At 66.2% G+C, this 18,195-nt stretch carries 19 protein-coding genes; all 19 read left to right on the forward strand.

Annotated elements, in window-relative coordinates:
* The first annotated feature begins 106 nt into the window (after nt 1–106).
* The 19 genes from CCZ27_RS09560 to CCZ27_RS09650 all read left to right on the forward strand — a co-directional run bounded on the left by CCZ27_RS09560 (nt 107) and on the right by CCZ27_RS09650 (nt 18,174).
* On the forward strand, nt 107–361 hold the full coding sequence (locus CCZ27_RS09560; RefSeq protein ID WP_096447649.1) for a hypothetical protein: 255 nt from the start codon (nt 107–109) through the stop codon (nt 359–361).
* Entirely contained in the window at nt 358–2,604 is a 2,247-nt protein-coding gene (locus tag CCZ27_RS09565) for a phage major capsid protein (RefSeq protein WP_096447651.1), read from the forward strand. The genes CCZ27_RS09560 and CCZ27_RS09565 overlap by 4 nt, the downstream gene beginning before the upstream one ends.
* 122 nt (nt 2,605–2,726) lie before the next feature.
* Nucleotides 2,727–3,083, forward strand: coding sequence for a hypothetical protein (locus CCZ27_RS09570; RefSeq protein ID WP_096447652.1), 357 nt, complete (start codon nt 2,727–2,729; stop codon nt 3,081–3,083).
* Nucleotides 3,084–3,115: 32 nt separating this feature from the next.
* On the forward strand, nt 3,116–4,126 hold the full coding sequence (locus CCZ27_RS09575) for a hypothetical protein (protein WP_157748531.1): 1,011 nt from the start codon (nt 3,116–3,118) through the stop codon (nt 4,124–4,126).
* Nucleotides 4,123–4,812, forward strand: a complete 690-nt coding sequence (locus CCZ27_RS09580; RefSeq protein WP_096447656.1) for a hypothetical protein — start codon at nt 4,123–4,125, stop codon at nt 4,810–4,812. Before CCZ27_RS09575 ends, CCZ27_RS09580 begins: the two co-directional genes overlap by 4 nt.
* Entirely contained in the window at nt 4,812–5,324 is a 513-nt protein-coding gene (locus tag CCZ27_RS09585; protein ID WP_157748532.1) for a hypothetical protein, read from the forward strand. The genes CCZ27_RS09580 and CCZ27_RS09585 overlap by 1 nt, the downstream gene beginning before the upstream one ends.
* The gene (locus CCZ27_RS09590; RefSeq protein WP_096447660.1) at nt 5,321–5,821 is read left to right on the forward strand and encodes a hypothetical protein; all 501 of its coding nucleotides are present in this window, start codon (nt 5,321–5,323) and stop codon (nt 5,819–5,821) included. Before CCZ27_RS09585 ends, CCZ27_RS09590 begins: the two co-directional genes overlap by 4 nt.
* A 23-nt stretch (nt 5,822–5,844) precedes the next feature.
* On the forward strand, nt 5,845–6,792 hold the full coding sequence (locus tag CCZ27_RS09595; RefSeq protein ID WP_096447662.1) for a phage tail tube protein: 948 nt from the start codon (nt 5,845–5,847) through the stop codon (nt 6,790–6,792).
* A gap of 11 nt (nt 6,793–6,803) precedes the next feature.
* Nucleotides 6,804–7,310: a hypothetical protein gene (locus tag CCZ27_RS09600; protein ID WP_096447664.1), complete on the forward strand. Its 507-nt coding sequence runs from the start codon at nt 6,804–6,806 to the stop codon at nt 7,308–7,310.
* A gap of 59 nt (nt 7,311–7,369) precedes the next feature.
* On the forward strand, nt 7,370–7,600 hold the full coding sequence (locus tag CCZ27_RS24730; RefSeq protein WP_385961146.1) for a DUF1799 domain-containing protein: 231 nt from the start codon (nt 7,370–7,372) through the stop codon (nt 7,598–7,600).
* Nucleotides 7,600–10,578 carry a tape measure protein gene (locus tag CCZ27_RS09610; RefSeq protein WP_096447668.1) on the forward strand — a complete coding sequence of 993 codons (2,979 nt, stop codon included), beginning with the start codon at nt 7,600–7,602 and terminating at the stop codon, nt 10,576–10,578. The genes CCZ27_RS24730 and CCZ27_RS09610 overlap by 1 nt, the downstream gene beginning before the upstream one ends.
* A 14-nt stretch (nt 10,579–10,592) precedes the next feature.
* Nucleotides 10,593–10,922 carry a phage tail protein gene (locus CCZ27_RS09615; protein ID WP_096447670.1) on the forward strand — a complete coding sequence of 110 codons (330 nt, stop codon included), beginning with the start codon at nt 10,593–10,595 and terminating at the stop codon, nt 10,920–10,922.
* Nucleotides 10,919–11,629, forward strand: a complete 711-nt coding sequence (locus tag CCZ27_RS09620) for a phage minor tail protein L (RefSeq protein WP_096447672.1) — start codon at nt 10,919–10,921, stop codon at nt 11,627–11,629. The genes CCZ27_RS09615 and CCZ27_RS09620 overlap by 4 nt, the downstream gene beginning before the upstream one ends.
* Complete coding sequence (locus tag CCZ27_RS09625; RefSeq protein WP_096447674.1) at nt 11,626–12,366, forward strand: C40 family peptidase; 741 nt, start codon at nt 11,626–11,628, stop codon at nt 12,364–12,366. Before CCZ27_RS09620 ends, CCZ27_RS09625 begins: the two co-directional genes overlap by 4 nt.
* On the forward strand, nt 12,363–12,905 hold the full coding sequence (locus CCZ27_RS09630) for a tail assembly protein (RefSeq protein WP_096447676.1): 543 nt from the start codon (nt 12,363–12,365) through the stop codon (nt 12,903–12,905). The genes CCZ27_RS09625 and CCZ27_RS09630 overlap by 4 nt, the downstream gene beginning before the upstream one ends.
* Nucleotides 12,905–16,567 (forward strand): TipJ family phage tail tip protein, encoded by a 3,663-nt coding sequence (locus CCZ27_RS09635; protein ID WP_096447678.1) that lies wholly within the window; start codon nt 12,905–12,907, stop codon nt 16,565–16,567. The genes CCZ27_RS09630 and CCZ27_RS09635 overlap by 1 nt, the downstream gene beginning before the upstream one ends.
* On the forward strand, nt 16,567–17,205 hold the full coding sequence (locus CCZ27_RS09640) for a hypothetical protein (protein ID WP_096447680.1): 639 nt from the start codon (nt 16,567–16,569) through the stop codon (nt 17,203–17,205). The genes CCZ27_RS09635 and CCZ27_RS09640 overlap by 1 nt, the downstream gene beginning before the upstream one ends.
* A complete protein-coding gene (locus tag CCZ27_RS09645; protein ID WP_096447682.1) occupies nt 17,202–17,687 on the forward strand; it encodes a hypothetical protein in 486 nt (161 codons plus the stop codon). Before CCZ27_RS09640 ends, CCZ27_RS09645 begins: the two co-directional genes overlap by 4 nt.
* Entirely contained in the window at nt 17,671–18,174 is a 504-nt protein-coding gene (locus tag CCZ27_RS09650; RefSeq protein WP_096447684.1) for a hypothetical protein, read from the forward strand. Before CCZ27_RS09645 ends, CCZ27_RS09650 begins: the two co-directional genes overlap by 17 nt.
* Nucleotides 18,175–18,195 lie beyond the last annotated feature (21 nt).

Genomic DNA, 18,195 nt, shown 5'->3' on the forward strand with positions numbered 1-18,195 from the left:
CCCGCCCCGAGCGGGGCGTTTGCTTTGTGCGATAGCAAAACGTTTTGCGTGATCCCGCGCCGGCCGGCCCGGATCATGGCCTCCGTCACACACAACGGAGCGCCACATGGATCACCCGATGGATCTGCCCGCGGCCGCGGCCGCGAAGCACGTCAAGCGCGTACAGCCCGAGATCGGCGAGGACGGTAAGCTCACCGGCAAGGAGCTGCAGATCGCCGTCAGCGTTAACGAGGTCTTCGCGAGCCGGCTGCGCGATGACGTGCTGACCGTCATCACCACCGATGGGCAGAGGCTGGTCGCCGTGCTGCCGCAGACGGTCGTCGACAAGCTCAAGCCGGCCAACGAGGCGGACAAGCAATGACGATCCCGGCGGCGGGCGTCGTTGGCGCGCGGCTGATCGAGGCCGCGGCGACCGAAGTGCGGGCCGTCATCGAGCTGGTGCGCCAGGCTGTCGGCAATTCGCTGGGGCGCGACTGGGTGTCGGTGGAGGCGATGTATCCCGATCGGATCGTGATCCCGGAAAACGGCCGGCTGTATGCGTACCCCTACACGCTCACCGACGACAACCAGGTGCAGCTCGGCACTCGCTCCGAGGTGACGCTAGCCCACAACCCGGTGCGCTTCGCCGAGGCCAACGGCGCCTTCCTGGAGGCGGTCGAGGGTGGCCGGTGGTTGATCCGCGTGATCCGCGCCGGGCTCTCCGGCAACGCCAACTACTACCCCGATACGGTGTTGCGCGAGTCGGCGCCGCTCTTCGAAGGTGCGCGCGTGTTCGTCAAGAGTGACGCGGAGCACCTCAAAGGCGGCGGGAAGGACGTGCGCAACCTGATCGGCGGGCTGTCGAATGCACGCTTCGCCGAAGGCGCCGCGGTCGATGCCGGCGAAATCCTCGCCGATTTGACGCTGATCGAGCCTGAAGGCGACGTCGCGGTGAAGCTACGCGAAGCGCATGCCCGCTCGCTCTCCGGCCTCTTCGGCTTTTCCGTTGATGTCACCGGCACGGCGCGCACCGAGCTGCGCGAGGGCCGCAAGGTGCGGATGGCGAAGTCCATTCGTGTCGTCAATTCTGTGGATCTGATCGTGGAGCCCGGGGCCGGCGGCGAACTGATCCGTTTTCTCGAAGCCGCCCCGACCAACGAGGAGCAAGACGCCATGCTGCGTGAACGACTGCTGCGCCTGCTGGAGGCCAAGGCGCCGAAAGCCTACGCGAAGATCAACCCCGAGACGATCACCGACGAGGAGTTGGAGGTGGTGTTCGCCGAGGCGCTCGGCGCTGGTGCACCGGACCCGGCGAGGCCGCCCGCCGCCGATCTCGCGCTGACCGAAGTCCGCCTGGTCGAAGCGCGCATCGTCGCGCGCGACCTGGTCGCGGCGGCCAAGCTGCCGCAGCCGGCCAAGAGCCGACTGCTCACCCGCTTTGCCGAGGCCCGCGAGGTGTTTGGCCGCGCGGACGTCGAGCGCGAGATCGAGGCCGAGCGCGCCTACCTCGCGCAGTTCACCGAGTCCGGCAAGCCGGTGATCAACTTCGAGGACGCGCCGCGCGTCGAGGATCGCTCGGTCAAGATCGGTGAGATGCTCGATGACTTTTTCAGCGGGAAGAACGGGCAGCACAGCTTTCGCGAGTGCTACTACGAGATCACCGGCGACCGCCGCGTCTCCGGCGCGCTGCAGGACTGCGACGAGTCGCGCATGCGCGAGTCGCTGGGCGTGCGTTTCGCCGAGTCGCTGACTTCGGCGAGCTTTACCTCGGTGCTTGGCAACTCGATCACCCGCCGGATGCTGGCCGAGTACAGCGCGCAGACCGACCTGCAGACCTGGCGCAAGATCGCGACCTCGGTGCCGGTCAATGACTTCCGCACCAACGAGCGCACCCGCTTCGGCGGCTACGGCAACCTGCCTGCAGTCAATGAGGCTGGGGGCTACAACGCGCTTTCCAGCCCAACCGATGAGAAAGCGACCTATGCGGTGACCAAGCGCGGTGGAACCGAAGACGTGACGCTCGAGATGATCCGCAACGATGATGTCGGCGCCATCCGCCGTATCCCGGTCAAATTGGCACTGGCCGCGGCGCGCACGCTGTACGAGTTCGTGTTCGATTTCATTCGCGTCAATCCGGTGATCTACGACACCGTCGCGCTGTTTCATGCCACCCACGCCAACCTGGGCGCGAGCGCACTCGACGCTACCACGTTCGCCGCGGCGCGCCTGGCCATGGTCAAACAGGCCGAGGCCGGCTCCAGCAAGCGCCTGGGCATCGGCCCGCGGTACATCCTGCTGCCGGTCGACCTGCAGGAAGCGGCCTACAACCTCTTCGTCCGCAACCAGAACCTGGACAAGACCTTCACCCAGACGGTCAATCCGGAGCCGATCGTGGTGTCGTACTGGGTCGACGCCAATGACTGGTCGCTGGTGGCTGACCCCAACCAGATCCCAACAATTGAAGTCGGCTTCCTGGACGGCCGCGAGGAGCCGGAGATCTTCGTCCAGGACATCCCGAACGTCGGCAGCCTGTTTTCCAACGACAAGGTCACATACAAGATCCGACACATCTACAGCGGCGCCGTCATGGATTACCGCGGCCTCTACAAGGCCGTGGTCGCGTAATACCACTCGCGAGCGAGAGGCGTTGATCCTGCGGGCTGGGCCGTGCTGGGGTGGTCCGGCCTGGCCCGCGGGGGAGCACAAGATGCCAAATCCGCCCACCAGACATTTTGAGCGAGACTGCAATGGCCACTGCCACCCGCACGCTGAGCGCCGCGCTGCAGCCGGTAATCGAGTATGACAATCCGGGCTACTCGAGCACCATCCTGAACATCGACGTCCAGAACAAGGGCGCCGCCGCCGTCGCCGGCTGGAAGGTGCTGGCACGCCGGACGAAGTCCGCGCCGCTGCGCGACATCACGCCGGCGTCGATCACGGCCGCCGATGGCAACCTGGTTGTGACCCCTTCACCCCGTGCGGCCGCCAACCTCGCTGCGGCCGCCAATACGCAGCTCGCGCTCAACGTCACTCTGTGGGACCGGGTGGAAATCCATTTCCAGGGCGTTGGGGCGGAGCTGGTCGCGCACTGGGAGTCGCTGTGAGTCGCGGGCTGAGTGCGATCGAGCGGGCAAGAATGCCGCTCGGTTTCGTCGGTGGCGCGACCGATGGTCCGCGTGTGGGCGCGCAGGCGATCGACATCCACGAAATTGCCATGCGACCGCTGAGTGAAATCCTCAACGAGGCGCGGGGGAAGGGGCGGGTCAGGATTCATCTGCTGCCCGGCAACTACCGCGCGCTCGAGGACGAGGTTGAGCTGCAGGCCGTCGATCTGGAGAACGTCATCCTCATCGGTGCAACGCTCGATCTTGGGGTGTCAACGCATTATTCGCTGACCGGATCGGTCGCGGCTCGTGTGTTCACCCGCACGTTCGCGGGCGGCGTGAGCGGCGTGAGTGTCGGTAACGTCGGGAGGGTTTTTTCCAGCGATTCGGCTGTTGTCGGGTACTGCGCAGCAGTGACGGCGGTTGATGCGGCAAACAAGCGCGTGTCATTCTCATACCGACAGCTCGAGCCATCCGGCCATGCCTTCGGCGCCGGGACGATCGCGTCGGTCGCTCAGGTTCTCGCGACGACGCTGCCCAAGCTCACGCTCACAGGAAGCAGGCTTGGCGGACTGCTGACCTGCATCGTGCCGGCACTGTCCCTCTTCAATCGGTCTGCCGTTGGTTTCGGCGTGGAGATTACGCAGGAGCAGGGCAATGCATTTTACGACGCCGTAAGTCCGGCGCTCACGACTGTCCTCGTTGCAATGTCATCGCTTACCGCGGACGGCAGTACCCTCTGTGGCGGCAATTTTGCAGCGGACTACGCATCGCTCGTGCATATCGATTCGTTCTACATCGGCGATCTTGGAGTTCTGACTGCGCTCGGCAATTCGTTTGCAAGCGCATGGTCGACAATCATCGCCCCGGGCTCTGGGGTGACTGCAAAGTCGCGGTCGCTGATCGAGCTGGATGGCTCGAGCGTCTTTGCGGATCAGTGCATCAGCCTCAGCTCGGCGGGCGCGGTAACGGTGGCATGGACCGAAGAGTCGGCAAACCCGTACGTCAATGATGGGACCGGACAGGTGCTCGAGGCATCATGATCGACGATCTCGAAACCCTCACTGACGACCTGGTGCGTGATTCGCTCGAGCGGGTCGCGTCCGAGTCGCGCGACCGCGCGATCAGGCTTGCCCTGGTGCGCTACAGCGCAGACCGGCCTCGCGAGGTGGTCGAGGACGTCATCAGCGCTGGCGGTGCGGTGCTGCCGCTCCCTCTTGGCTGGACGACGGATGCGAGCGTGCTGCGCGGCATCGAGTTCCCGGTTGGCGCCGAGCCGCTGCCGGCATCCGCGTGGCGCATGTACCGCACGCCGACTGGCGTCGAGATCCAGCTGACGGGTCAACGGCTCAACGCGGGTGATGCCGTTCGACTGACCTACGCGGCGGCGCACGTGGTGTCGGACACCGAGGACACGATTCCGCTGGCGCATCGAGAGGCGGTCGCGTGCTATGCGGCCTCGTTGCTGGCCGAGCAGCTCGCCGCACTCCATGCCAACGCAGCAGAGCCGACGATCGCCGCCGACAGCGTGAACTACAGCCACCCGGCGCGAGAATGGGCCCGGCGCGCCAAAGATCTGCGAAACCGCTACTTCGCCACCTTAGGTGTGGAGATCACGGCGCAGGGCGTGGAAAAGCCGCGCATGGAGGCGGCGGGCGCGATCGCGCAGCTCGATCTCACTCCGTCCTGGCGGCGCCCGCCGAACGGCCTGTGGCTGGGGAGGCGGTGATGGACGTCCGCTTCGACGCCAGCGACGTGGCTGCGCTGCAGCGTGCATTCATTGCCGCTCCCGATCTGACGGCCGAGGAACTGCATGCCTTCATGGCACGCGCCACGGCCCATCTGCAGGCCGAAGTCCAGGAGCGCACGCCGACGACGCACGGCACGCTGCGCGCCTCGATCTTCGGCGAGGTCGATCCATTCGGCAAGGGACTGCACGTCACCGGCATCACGGGCACGCCAAGTGCCTACGTGCTCCCTGTCGAATTCGGCAGCAAGCCGCACTACGTGGGCGAAAAGGGCATCGAGGCGCTGACCGACTGGGCTGAGCAGAAACTTGGCGTGACCGGCGAAGAGGCCGTGGCGGCCGCGCATCGCGTGGCGTGGAAGATCCGGCACCATGGGACGAAGCCCGTGCGCATGTTTGGCGATGCCTTCAACGCCAACCGCCCGCAGATCGGCGCGGACTTCGCCCGCACCGTGCGGGATCTGCTGAAACGCATCGAGAGGGCCGCGCAATGAGCCACCTCGACACCGTCCGCGCCGCCATCGTCGCCCGCCTGCAGAGCGTGGCCAACATCGGCGCGGTGCATGACTACCAGCGCTATGCCGCCGATCTCGCGCGGATGAAGGCGCTCTACGTGTCCGAGATCGGCGGCAAGAGCCAGGTGCGCGGCTGGTACGTCTCGCGCGTCTCGCGCGTCGAGACCGCGCCTTTCATCGGTCGGCGCGCGGTGACGTGCGGCTGGGTCATCCGCGGCTACATGGCGCTCGCAGACGCCGACGAGTCCGAGATCACGTTCGACAACCTGGTCGAGTCGATCTGCGACACATTCCGGGCCGACGAGACGCTGGGCGGCACGGTGGCCACGACCAGTTTTGCGGGGCGGGACAACGACGGGCCGGAGCAGGTCGGCCCCCAGGCGCCGGAGATCGGGCCGGTGATGTTCGCCGGCGTGCTGTGCCATGCCGCGCGGCTGGAGCTGATAACGCGCTGGTTTTTGCAGGATGCACCGTGATTCAAAAAAAGGAGTAGTAAGCCGTGGCGAATGTCATCGCATCACCGCGTTTCTGGAAGAAGAAAGCGATCCTCATCAAGTCCGAGGCGACCGTAGGCACCGATGCGCTGCCTGTGGGGGCCGCCAACTGGATCGAGGCCCGGAACGTCACCTTCGCGCCGCTCGACGTCGAGACCGTGGAGCGCAACATCGAGCAGCCGTACTTCGGCAACGGCGGGACGCTGGCCACTGGCCGCTACTCGACACTGAGCTTCGAGACGGCGCTGGTCGGGCCGGGGGAGGCCGGCGACGCGCCGAAGATCGCACCGCTGCTGCTCGCGTGCGCCTTCAAGGAAACGCTCGAAGTGGACACCTCGGCGACGTACGACCTGGTGTCCGAGGCGATCGGCGCCGTGACTGCGTACATCAACATCGACGGCACGCTGCACAAGATGGTGGGCTGTCGCGGGACGGCCACGATCACGATCGGCGCAAAGGCGATCCCGCTGATCCGCTTCGAGCTGCAGTCGATCTACACCGACCCGACCGCCGTCGGGCTGCCCGCCGTCGATAAGACCGGCTGGATGATCGAGCAGCCGGTCACTGCCGCGACCACGCTCGGGCTGACGCTCAACGCCATTCCGCTCGCCTATTCCGCGCTCGAAATCGCACTCGCGAACCAGCTCGCGCGCATCGACTTGCCCGGACCGCAGGTGGAGGTGGCGATCACGGACCGCAAGCCGACGATGAGTGCAACCGTGCTCGCGCCGGGCCTGGGCGTGTTCAACCCGTTCGGCCTGGTGACGGCCGGCACCGTGGTCGATATCACCACGACACACGACAACCGCGCGGGCCACAAAGCCAAGCTCGAGGGCCAGGTGCGCGTGATCGGCGTCGAATACGACAACGTCGAAGGCATGCTGGCCTACCGTCTGACGTTCGAGCCGTGGCCGGTCGACGGCAACGACGAACTGACCATTACCTACCTGTGAGGACGCCATCCATGATTACCCTGGCCGCGGCTGCCGCCTTTTTTGTCATCGACCCGTGCCCCACGGTGCGCTGGCCCGTCACCGTTCGCATTCCCGCCGACGGCGGGCCGGCGGACTTTCGTTTCGAAGCCGACATCCGGGTGCACTCCGAGGAGGCTTACGCGCGGGTGCTGCCGCCCGAGGCCGATGCGCCCTTCCTGCCGGACGATGTTCCCGCGCTGAGCAAAAAGACGATGGCCGAGGTGCTGCAAGAAAACGCGCACTACCTGCCCATGCACGTCGTGGGCTGGCACGGCGTGATCGACGCGCAGGGCAAGCCGGTGTCGGTCGAATCGTTGCCCGAGCAGATCCTGTACGGACCGTACGGCATCGCGCTGTCGCGCGGGCTGTGGCGGGCCATCAATGAGGTGCGCTACGGCCTGGACCCGTACCAGCCGGGCGCCACGGCGGGAAACTCCGCGCCGTCGCCCGACGCTGGACGGAACTCAGTCTCGAGCGCGACGGCGCCGACGAAGTAGATGACGACCTGGCGGCCTTCCACCTCGAGGCCGAGCGGCCGCCGGTCGAGCAGGAAACCATCCCGGTCTATGCCCACAACTGGCCGGCATTCCGGATCTGGCGGGCGACATGGCGCCAGTGGCGCTATGTCTCGCTGGGCATGGCCGGCGCCACACGGGCGGGTCTGGACTGGGCGCAGGTGGAGTCGGTGATGCGCATGCAGCGGATCTTGCCGCGCCAGCGGACGGCGATCTGCGAGGCGCTGGCCGAAATGGAAACCGCAGCCCTTGAAGTCTTGAGCAAACGATAATGACCCCGATCCAGTACGGTATCCGACTGACGGCCGACGGCGCCCAGGCCGCCGGCGAGATGCAGCGCGTCGGCCGCCGCGTCGGCGACGTGCGCCAGGAGCTGGATGCGATGTCGGCATCCGCCTCGGCCAATGCGGGGGCGATGCGGTCACTGACCGGGACGCTCGGCTCCTATGCGGCCGCCGCGGCCGCAGCGTTCGGTGGCCGGCAGATCGTCACGGCCGCCGACGAGTGGGGGCAGATCGCCAGCCGGATCGGCATTGCCGCTGGCAGCACGGATGCCGCGGCCGAGGCCTCCGAGCGGCTGATGGAGGTCTCGAACCGGACCTATAAGTCGTTCGGGAACTCGGCGGAGCTCTATATCCGTACCAGCGGCTCGCTCGCCGAGATGAGTTACTCGGCAGACCAGGCGTTGGGCATGGTGGAGGCACTCCAGTACGGCCTGACCGTCTCCAGCGCGAATCAGGAGCGCGCCACAAGCGTGATCGACGCGTGGTCGAAGTCCATCCTCAACGGAAAGATGGGCCTCGAAGAATATCAGACCGTGGTCGCCGGCGCGCCGCGGCTGCAAAAGGCGCTGGCGGACTCGTTGGGCTTGACCACCGCGGAGCTGCAGCAGATGGCGCGCGACGGCAAGCTGTCCACGGATGTGCTGGTGGGGGTGACCAGTCAGGTCGGCCGGCTGGGCGAGGAAGCCGACCGGATGCCGGTCACGATGGCCGACGGCTGGCAGCGCTTCAACAACCAGTTGAGCAAATTCGCGGGCGAGGCGGAGAGCAATCTCGGTGCCATCCGCACGATGACGTCCGGCGTGCAGTTGCTCGGCGACAATCTCGATGTCGTGGCCACGGTAGCCGGCGGCGTGGCGGTGGTGGCGCTGGCGCGCTACACGGGGGCGCTGGCGGAAGCTGGGATCGCCAAGGCGCGCGATCTGCTGGCCAGCCGGCACGCGCTGCGAGCCGAAGTGAACTACCAGCAGGGGCTGGCGAGTACGGCCGCGGCGCAGGCTCGGGCAGCGTTGGGTAGCGCAGCCGTTGCCGCCGCGCGGGAGCGTGAGGCCGGGGCTACTACCGCTGCAGCGGCGGCTCAGGCTCGGATGGTCACCGGCGCCACTTTGGCGCGCGGTGCGCTCGCGGCGCTGGGTGGGCCGATCGGTGCCTTGATAACGGCATTGGGCGTGGCGGCCATCGCCTGGACCACCTTCGGCGATCGCGCAGAGAGTGCAGCCGACCGAGCGGCGCACAGCATTGACGCCGCGCTCGAGCGCGTGCGCCGGCTAAAGGCGGAAATGCAGTTTGGCACCGGTGATGTCGGGGTGATGAACGAGTCGCTCGAACGGATCGACGAGCGCTTGCAGTTGCTCAATCAGTCGCGCAGCCCGGGCGCAACAACTGAGACCGAGAAGCTCATTGCGCAGCGGCGTGAGATCGAGGATGCGCTCAACGAGATCGAAACTGGCGGCATGGCCGCCAGGCAGCAGGCCAATGCCCGCTACGCGACCTACCTCAACGAGCGCCGCTCGCTCTCCGAGCGCCTCAAGGCCGATCTGGAGACCGAAGCGCAGGCGTTTGCAGGTGCAACAAGAAACTTGCAAAAGGACTCGACGGAATACGCCGCGGCGCTCGAGGCGTACAACCGCAAGACGGCGGAGATCCGCGAGCAGTACGCGAAAAAAGGTGCCGTCGGCCGCTCGGGGACCCGCAAGACCGCCGCCGCCGTCGACATGAATCTGGGCGAAGACACCGCGGCGGCCGACGCGTATGCGCGCGCGATGGAGGATCTGCTGGGCATCCAGCGCGCGGCCGGCGCCGAAGGGCAGGACCTGACGCGATCGCAGGCGGCGCTGCGCGAACTGATGCTGTCGCCCGAGTGGTCGCGCATGCCGCAGCCCTGGCGGGATCTCGTGCGCGCGCAGGCCGACAGTGCGACCGCGGCCGAGGCGACCGGCGCGTACCAGCGCACGCTCGCCGAGATCGACGCCGGGCTGCGCGATGCCGCGAAATCGACGATGGACCTGGACGCAGCGACGTCCGCCCTCTACGACCTAATGACATCGCCCGCCTGGCTGCAGATGACGCAAGCCGAGCGCGAGGCGGCCGCGGCCCGTGCGGAGACGGCCTCGGCGACGCTGGCCGAGATCGAACTCGAGCGCGCCCTGCAGGCGGCCCGCGCTCAGTCCGCCACCGCCGCCGGCGCGCGGCTGCGCTCGCAGATCGACTACGTGAACCAACAGTTCGCCACCGGCCGCTTCGGCGCCGCCGGCAACGAGGACACCGAGAAGGCGCGCCGGGAAGTACTCGATGCGCTCACCCGCCGTGGCGGGCAGATGGAGACCTCGATCGCGGCGAGCGTTGCCCGCGGGCTGGCCAGCGGCATCGCGACGGGCGGTAGCGTCATCGACTCGCTGGGCGATGCGCTGCAGCGCACGCTGATGCAAAAGTCAGCCGAGGGGCTGGAAAAGGGGATCTCGAAGGCGCTCGACATCGCGAGCGTACAGATCGCGGATCTGTTCGGGTCGTCTGGCGGCGGCAGCAGCCTGTGGAGCGGCATCCTGTCGCTCTTCTCGGCCCGCGGCAACGCATTTGCGGGCGCCGGCCCGGTCCGGGCCTTTGCCGCCGGCGGTGCATTCGGTGCGGGCGAGGTGCTGACGCGACCGACGCTCTTCCGCTTTGCCGACGGCGCAGCCTACCGTTCCGGCGTCGCCGGCGAGGCCGGGCCGGAGGCTGCGTTGCCGCTCAAGCGGATGCAGGGCGGCAAGCTTGGCGTGTATGCCGATTTTGCCGGGATGCCGGCAGCCGCTCCCGGGCCGATCTACGTGTCCATCGCGGTCAACGCGGATGGCAGTGGGCGCAGCGAGGCGACCACCAGCGGCCGAGCTGATGCGAGCAGCTATGCCGAGTTGGGCCGACGGCTGGAGGGTACGGTGCGCGGCGTGCTTGTTGCAGAGCTGCGGCCCGGTGGGCTGCTGTCCAAATGAGGGCTAGGTAAGACATGGCGACGTTCAATTGGACCCACGACTACGGCGCCGCGCTCGAGATCAAGCCGCGCACCCGCGAGGCGAAATTCGGCGACGGCTACGCCCAAGAGGTGCTGGACGGCCTCAACGCGCGGCCGCGCACGTGGGCCATGAGCTTTGAGTACCGCGACCACGCGGAGGCGGACGCGATTCTGGCCTTTCTGGCGGCGAATCATCTTGCGTTCGACTGGACGGACCCGGACGGCGTCAGCGGTCGATGGAGGTGCGCGAGCTGGCGCTCGACGCGGCCGCGGCCGCTGGCGAAGACCGTCACAGCGACATTCGAGGAGGTGTTCGGACGATGAGCGTGACCGCAGACATCCAGTCGCTGACCCCCGGCACGCTGATCGAGCTATTCATGCTCGACACGACGCCGGCGGGCGAGCCAAGCATCTACCGTTTCCACGCCGGCGCTAACGGTCTGGGCGTGGGCATCGTGTGGGGCGGTCTGACATTCACGCAGTTCCCGGTCGAAGCGAGCGGCTTCGAGCGGCGCAGCTCGGGGACGCTGCCGCGGCCGGTGATCCGCGTCGCAAACGTGGACGGACTTATCGGCGCGCTGGCGCTGCAGCTCGACGATCTCATCGGCAGCAAGCTCACCCGCATCAGGACGTTCGCGAAGTACCTCGATGCGGTGAACTTTCCCGGCGCGGTCAATCCGACCGCGGACCCTAACCAGGTGCTCGACCAAGAAATCTGGGTGGTTGACCGTAAAGCGCGCGCGAACAACATCTATGTCGACTTCGAGTTGGCCACGCCGTTCGACGTGGCCGGCGTTAAGCTGCCGCGCCGCCAGGTGATCCAGAACACATGCTCGTGGCTGGCGATTGGCGGCTACCGCGGGCCCTACTGCGGCTACACCGGCGGGCCGGTGGCGGACCGCAATGACACGCCGGTGGGCACGCTGACCGAGGACCGCTGCGGCGGCCGGCTGGCGAGCTGCAAGCTGCGATTCGGCGAGTATTCCCCGCTGCCCTTCGGTGGTTTTCCTGGAGTTGGACTACTGCGATGACCTATTTTGAGGGGGCGCGGCTGAGCGCGCGCGTGGTTGCTGAGGTGGTCGCCCATGCCGACCGTGAGGCACCGCGCGAGTGCTGTGGGCTGGCGGTGGTGCGCAAGGGGCGACTGCGCTACGTGCCGTGCCGCAACGTCGCTGGCGACAGCGCCGAGTTCGAGATCCCGCCTGATGACTGGGCCGCGGCCGAAGATAAGGGCGAAATCGTCGCGGTGTGCCACAGCCACGTGCTGATTCCGCCGACGCCATCGCTTGCGGACCGTGTGATGTGCGAACGCACCGGTCTGCCCTGGCTGATCGTCAATCACCCGCGCGGAACATTCCGCGTGATCGTGCCCGAGGGCTACCGCGCGCCGCTGGTGGGTCGCTCATACAGCCACGGCGTGTTGGACTGCTACACGATTCTGCAGGACTACTACCGCGAGACGCTGGGCCTCGGATTGCCGGACGTGCCGCATGCGGACGAGTGGTGGCTCTGCGGACAGGACCTGTATCGCCAGCATTTCGAGGCTGCGGGCTTCGTGCAGGTGGGCGACGGCACACATCGGGACATCCGCGAACATGACGGCTTGTTGATGCAAGTCGCGAGCCCCGTGCCCAATCATGGCGCCGTGGTCCTCGGCGACGGCCAGATCCTTCACCATCCCGCGCACCGCCTTTCGAGCCGCGACGTGTATGGCGGCTACTGGCGGGAGATTACAACGCACGTGCTGCGGCACAGGAGCCTGCTGTGATCACTGTTTTGCTTTACGGGCATCTCCGGAAACGGTTCGGTAAGTTTCACCGCTTCGACATTCGCTCGCCAGCGGATGCGATCCAAGCGCTTGCGGCCAATTTCCCGGAATTTCGCCCGCATCTGCTCGAGCACTCCGAGCCGGGCTATCGCATCCTAGTCGGTCGCGAGTCGCGCGACGAATCTACCTTGCGCCACCCTGCAGACGATGTGATCCGGATCGTTCCGGTGGTATCTGGCGCCGGCGGCGGCTGGGGGCAAGTGATCCTCGGCGGCGTCCTTGCCGTGGTCGGCGTATTTACTGGATTCACCTTCTTGACGAGCTTTGGCGTCAGTATGGCCCTGGGCGGCATCGCGCAACTGCTCGCCCCGGCGCCGCGGACTTACAGCCCTGCCGAGCGGCCGGAAAACCTGCCGAGCTACGGCTTTGATGGCGCGACGAACACGGTCGCGCAGGGCAATCCGGTGCCGCTCTTCTACGGGGAGGGCATCGTCGGCAGCCAGCAGATCAGCGTCGGCCTGTCGACGGTGTCAATCTGATGGATCGCATCACCATCCGGGGTGCTGGCGGCGGCAAGCAGAAGTCGAGTGCCCGCACGCCGGTCGAATCGCCGGACAGCCTACGCAGCCGGCAGTACGCACGAGTGATCGATCTTGTTTCAGAAGGCGAGATCGTCGGACTGGTCGATGGCCTCAAGTCGATCTATCTCGATGACGTGCCGCTGCAGAACGGCGACGGATCGTTCAATTTTGATGGCGTGGCGGTCCAGGTTCGCAGTGGCACGCAAAACCAGACCCACATCGAGGGTTTTCCGTCGGTCGAGAGCGAGGAAGCGGTGTCCGCGCAGGTGTTGCAGGGGTCGCCCATCACCCGCTCAATCACAAACACCAATGCGGACGCCATTCGCGTGACGCTCAATATCCCGGCGCTCGTCAATCAGGACGCCAAGACGGGCGACATGACGGGAGCGTCAGTCCAAATCGCGATCGACGTCCAGAACAATGGCGGCGGCTGGGGGCAGGTGGTGCTCGACACCATCGGCGGCAAGACCACCACCGGTTACTACCGCGAATACCGCATTCCGCTGCCGAGTGGCGGGCCGTGGAACGTGCGGGTGCGCCGCGTCACGGCCGACAGCACGAGCAGCATGCTCCGCAACGAAACGTGGTGGAGCAGCTACACGATCATTGCCGACACGAAGTTGCGCTACCCCAACTCGGCGCTCGTCGCGCTGCAGGTCGATGCGGAGCAGTTCGACAGGATTCCAACCCGCGGCTACCACATGCGGGGGCGGCAGATCCGGGTGCCGAGCAACTACAATCCGACGACGCGCGCCTACAGCGGCGTGTGGGACGGCACCTTCCAGGTGGCGTACACCAACAATCCTGCGTGGGTGTTCTACGACATACACATCAACGATCGATTCGGGTTGGGCGAGTACATCGACGTCGCCCAAATCGACAAGTGGGCGCTTTACGCGATCGCACAATATTGCGACGAGCTGGTGCCCGATGGATTCGGCGGACTGGAGCCGCGCTTCACTTGCTTTCTTTATGAACAGCAGCGTGCAGAGGCATATAAGTTCATCTCCGCTCTGGCGTCGGTGTTCCGCGGCGTCACGTACTGGGCACTCGGGCAGATCTCAGCCGTGCAGGACCGCCCAGCCTTGCCGATTGCACAATTCACGGCAGCAAGCGTAGTCGGCGGGCAGTTCAGCTATGAAGGCACTGGTGGGAAGAGCCGGCACACGGTAGCGCTCGTGACGTGGCTCGATCCAGCGGACCGCTATCGGCAGACCGTTGAGTCTGTCATCGATGACGAGGCTGTCGCGCGTTATGGCGTGATCGAGACCGAGGTGGTTGCGGTCGGTTGTACGAGTCGCGGGCAAGCGCACCGTTTCGGAAAATGGCTGATCTACAGCGAGACGCATGAGACCGAGACCGTGACGTTCCGCGCAGGCCTTGACGCGGCACGCATCTATCCCGGTGCGATCATCCAGACACTGGACCCATTTCGCGCCGGCAAGCGGTACGGCGGACGGCTGGCAGCGGCAACGACGTCGGTGCTGACGCTCGATGCGCCCGTCACGTTGCAGCCGGGCGTAACGTATTCGGTGACCGTTGTGCTGCCATCAGGCGACCTCCAGGCGCGCGCTGTGGTATGGGCGGGCTCGGTCGATACGCAGGTGACGTCGCTCGCGCTGGTCACGGCGCTGTCGGCTGAGCCGCTCCCGTGGTCGATCTGGGTGCTAGCCGGTTCGAACCTCGTGCCCGAGCAATGGCGGGTGCTGTCGTCTGTCGAGTCCGATCCGGGCATCGTCGAGATTACGGCGCTACAGCATGACCCTGGGAAGTTCGGCGCTGTTGAGAACAGCATCGTGCTCGAGCCGCGGCCGGTTTCGTCGATCGATTCGAGGCCCGGGGCGGTAGTCGGATTGATGGCAGAGACCGCGATGCGCATGGTCAATGCTGCGGGGATGTCCACCAGGATCACGGTGAGCTGGATGCCGCCGGCGGCCGGCGCCGTGGCGCGCTATGTCGTCGCCTGGCGCCGCGACAGCGAGAATTGGCGGCAGGACACGGTGAGCACCACGTCATTCGACATCGAGGACACGCCGGTCGGGATGTATGCGATCAGGATTATCGCGGTTAGCGCCCTGGGCCGCCAGGGGCCGGCGGTCGAGATCTTGCACACGGTCGACGAGTCGGCCGTGGCGCCCGACATTACCGGCATCCGTCTCAACCCATCATGGTCCGGACGGGACTGCCCGATTGCCTGGGGCCCGCTCGCCGGCGCCTACCAATATCGTGTCCGGGTGTTCGATGGCGCAACTCAACTGCGCGAGGACTGGACCGGTCTTCCGCAGTACGTCTATACCTACGCCGCCAATCTGGCCGACGGCGGACCGCGCCGTGCGGTGCGCTTCGAAGTGATCGGCTTCACGCTCGTCGGGCAGAGTGCCTCGCCTGCCCAGATCTCGGTCAACAATCCGCCTCCGGCCGTGCCGTCCGGTATCGCCGTGGAGGCCGGCCCTGGGCAGGTTGCGGTGTCAGCCATTCGTCCGGCCGATCCTGATCTGCGCGGCATGATCGTCTGGATGCACCCCGACGACACGGTGCCGACGATCGAGGACAACGTGATCTATCGAGGCGGCGATAACGCGTACATTCAGACTGGCCTGCAGCCGGGCATCCCGATGTACTTCAAGCTTGCGTTCGTCGACGAGTTCGGCGAGTCGGGCCTCAACATCTCGCCCAGCGTCTCCGGGACGCCGCTGGCCAGCGGCGGTGTGGTGCGGGTTACGGCGTTGCCGGCAAGTCCGGATGATGTCGGAGGTGAGCTGGCCGTCTTCCTCAACGTTGCTGACCAGGCTGTGCGTGGTCTGTACGGTTGGGATGGCGCGGCCTGGAAGTACACGCGTGATGGCGCCTACCTGGTGGCAAATAGCGTGACAGCCGACCGGATCGCTGTTGCGAATTTGTCCGCAATCAGCGCGAACCTCGGAACGATGATGGCGGGCAACATGACGCTCGATGCGCTGGGGTTCGTGCGCGGCGGGCAGACCAATTACAACACCGGCGCCGGATTCTGGATGGGCTTCCACGCTGGCCAATATCGGTTCTCCATGGGCAACGCGAACCAGGACAGATTGACATTCGACGCGTTAGGCCTTGCGGTTCAAGGGGTATTCCGGATAACCGATACGGTGCAGTCTGGGGTGATCGCAAACCCCGATTTTTCGAACGCGTATGCCGGTTGGTATCAGTCCAACGGCACACCGGTGCAGCAGCCCTACGACGGCGTCAACGCGCTATGGGGCTACACGACAACGCCGCTCCTCAATACGGTTGCCACACTCACGATGGACGGGGTGACCGACAGCGGCGATCCGCAGTGCCGGTCTGCAGCATTCCCCGTGGCGCCGGGACAGATCATCAATTTGACCCTCCGGGTCAACGTTCAAGATCTCTCGACCGGCGGGTATGCCGGGACCCTGCTTGCCGTTGTGCGGGCGCACTACTCGACCGACGCGGGCTTCGCCAGTGCGGTCGTGACGGCGCCGGACATCTCGGAGATGATCTGGCAAGAGATGATCGACGACCTGGTGGGCGCGGACGCTGACGACTTTACGGACATCTCGCTGTCCTTCTACCCGCCAGAGACTGCGCGGTTTTGCTCGCTTGCAGTCGGAGTTGATTGATGCAGCTCAGTATCGGGCTGCTGAGCGCCGCCGCCCCGCGGACCGTGCCGACCGATGTCGACGCAGACAGCCTCAACGCCCGTCGGCTGATGCTGCCGGGATCGACATCCGGACGCCGCGCATACGGCGGGCCGCAAGGCGACAGTCAGTACGCAGTGCGAATGCCCGCGCATCTATCCAGGGTGGCGATCTCCAGTCGCGCGCGCCGGCTGCCGACGAACTGGTCCGGACAGTACGCGGGACAAAACGTCAGCATCAACGGTGAGCTGCTGCGTCTGTGGCTCCCGGCCTATGCCGGTTGCCTGCTGTCCGTGCGGATTGCAGTCCAGTTCTTCCCGCCGCCGGCAGTCGACAGTGCCGGCGTCGGGCGCACTACGGTCGATATGGTGCTCGCGTGGTGTCCCTACGAGCCGGGGCGCGGCGGAGCGCGGGATGCAACCAAAGAGATTCTCGTTCAGCCGACCGCAATGTGGCAGACCAATCCTTCCAATCCGGGCTACGACAGCCAGATCCGCAAATCGTGGACGCGTAGCGTCGTGATCGTTCCCGACGCGGATGGACCGCTCAGGCTGAGGCTCTACGGGCCAGTGACGGCAGCCGGTGCCCCGATTCATCATGCAATGATGTTTGTGTCATGAGGCTCTTGATCGACGCGGTATCGCTCTCTGCTGACGGCGGCACCGTAACCGCAGATCACGCAACCGTGGATCGACTGCGGCTCATCTCCGGCGGCCGACTGTTCGACGGTCACGCCCCCGACGCTGTGGTCTGGCCGGAAAACTTCGTCGCCGGCACGGCGCACGCCGGCAACTTCACGCTGGCCGCGACCGACTGGATCGTGTGGGTGATCTATCACCCCATCCTCGCGTATCAGGGCGGCACGGGCGGCTGGCAGTACGGCAGCCGGCAGCGATGGGCCTACACGACGACGTCTACGCCGCCCGCCGCGTGGGGTAGCGCGCCGAATATCAATCAAGACGCTGCGATTCTGACCGAGCAGTACGGTACTGCAGGTACGTACAGCATCTACTTGCACGAGCGCCTGGCGGTCGAGTTCGGCGATCCGCTCTTGCTGACGCGCGCCGAGCTATGGATACGACCGCATGCGGCTCTCGATTGACTTGCTCCAGGCCACGCCGGGCGGCGGGCTGTCTGCAAACCGCCTGAGCGTCTACCGCAGTGTGACCGTCGGCGGCGTGTCGTGTCGCGCACCGTACGTCTACGAGCGTGAGCACGTCGCGCCGGACATGACGCTCGACGTTGCGCAGGGCGCCGCTGGCGCGTGGCGGCTGCTGTGCTATTCGCGGCCATTCACCGGCCATGGCGGCCATGTCAGCGCCGGCGGTGGCACCGGCGACGGTGATGGTGGCCGCATTTTGGTCTCGGTCGCGGCGCCCGGGCTAACCATCGTCGACGCGACGATGTGGTATTCGCCGGAGATCTCGTCGCGGCTGCTCAATGCCGGCGCCTACAGCTGCGCATTCCATTTCCGGACCGCCGTCGATGATCCGTTTCAGATCGTCGTCGGGTGGGTGCTGGCGGGCGCCTGGGTACGGTCCGACGGCTCGGGTCGTGTGTTCGGAGTCAGGCTGGAGTCCGTCCGCTAACCGAGAGTGAGAGAGGGGCGG

Origin of the sequence: Thauera sp. K11 (genome assembly GCF_002354895.1) — a bacterium.
GTDB classification, from domain to species: Bacteria; Pseudomonadota; Gammaproteobacteria; order Burkholderiales; family Rhodocyclaceae; genus Thauera; species Thauera sinica.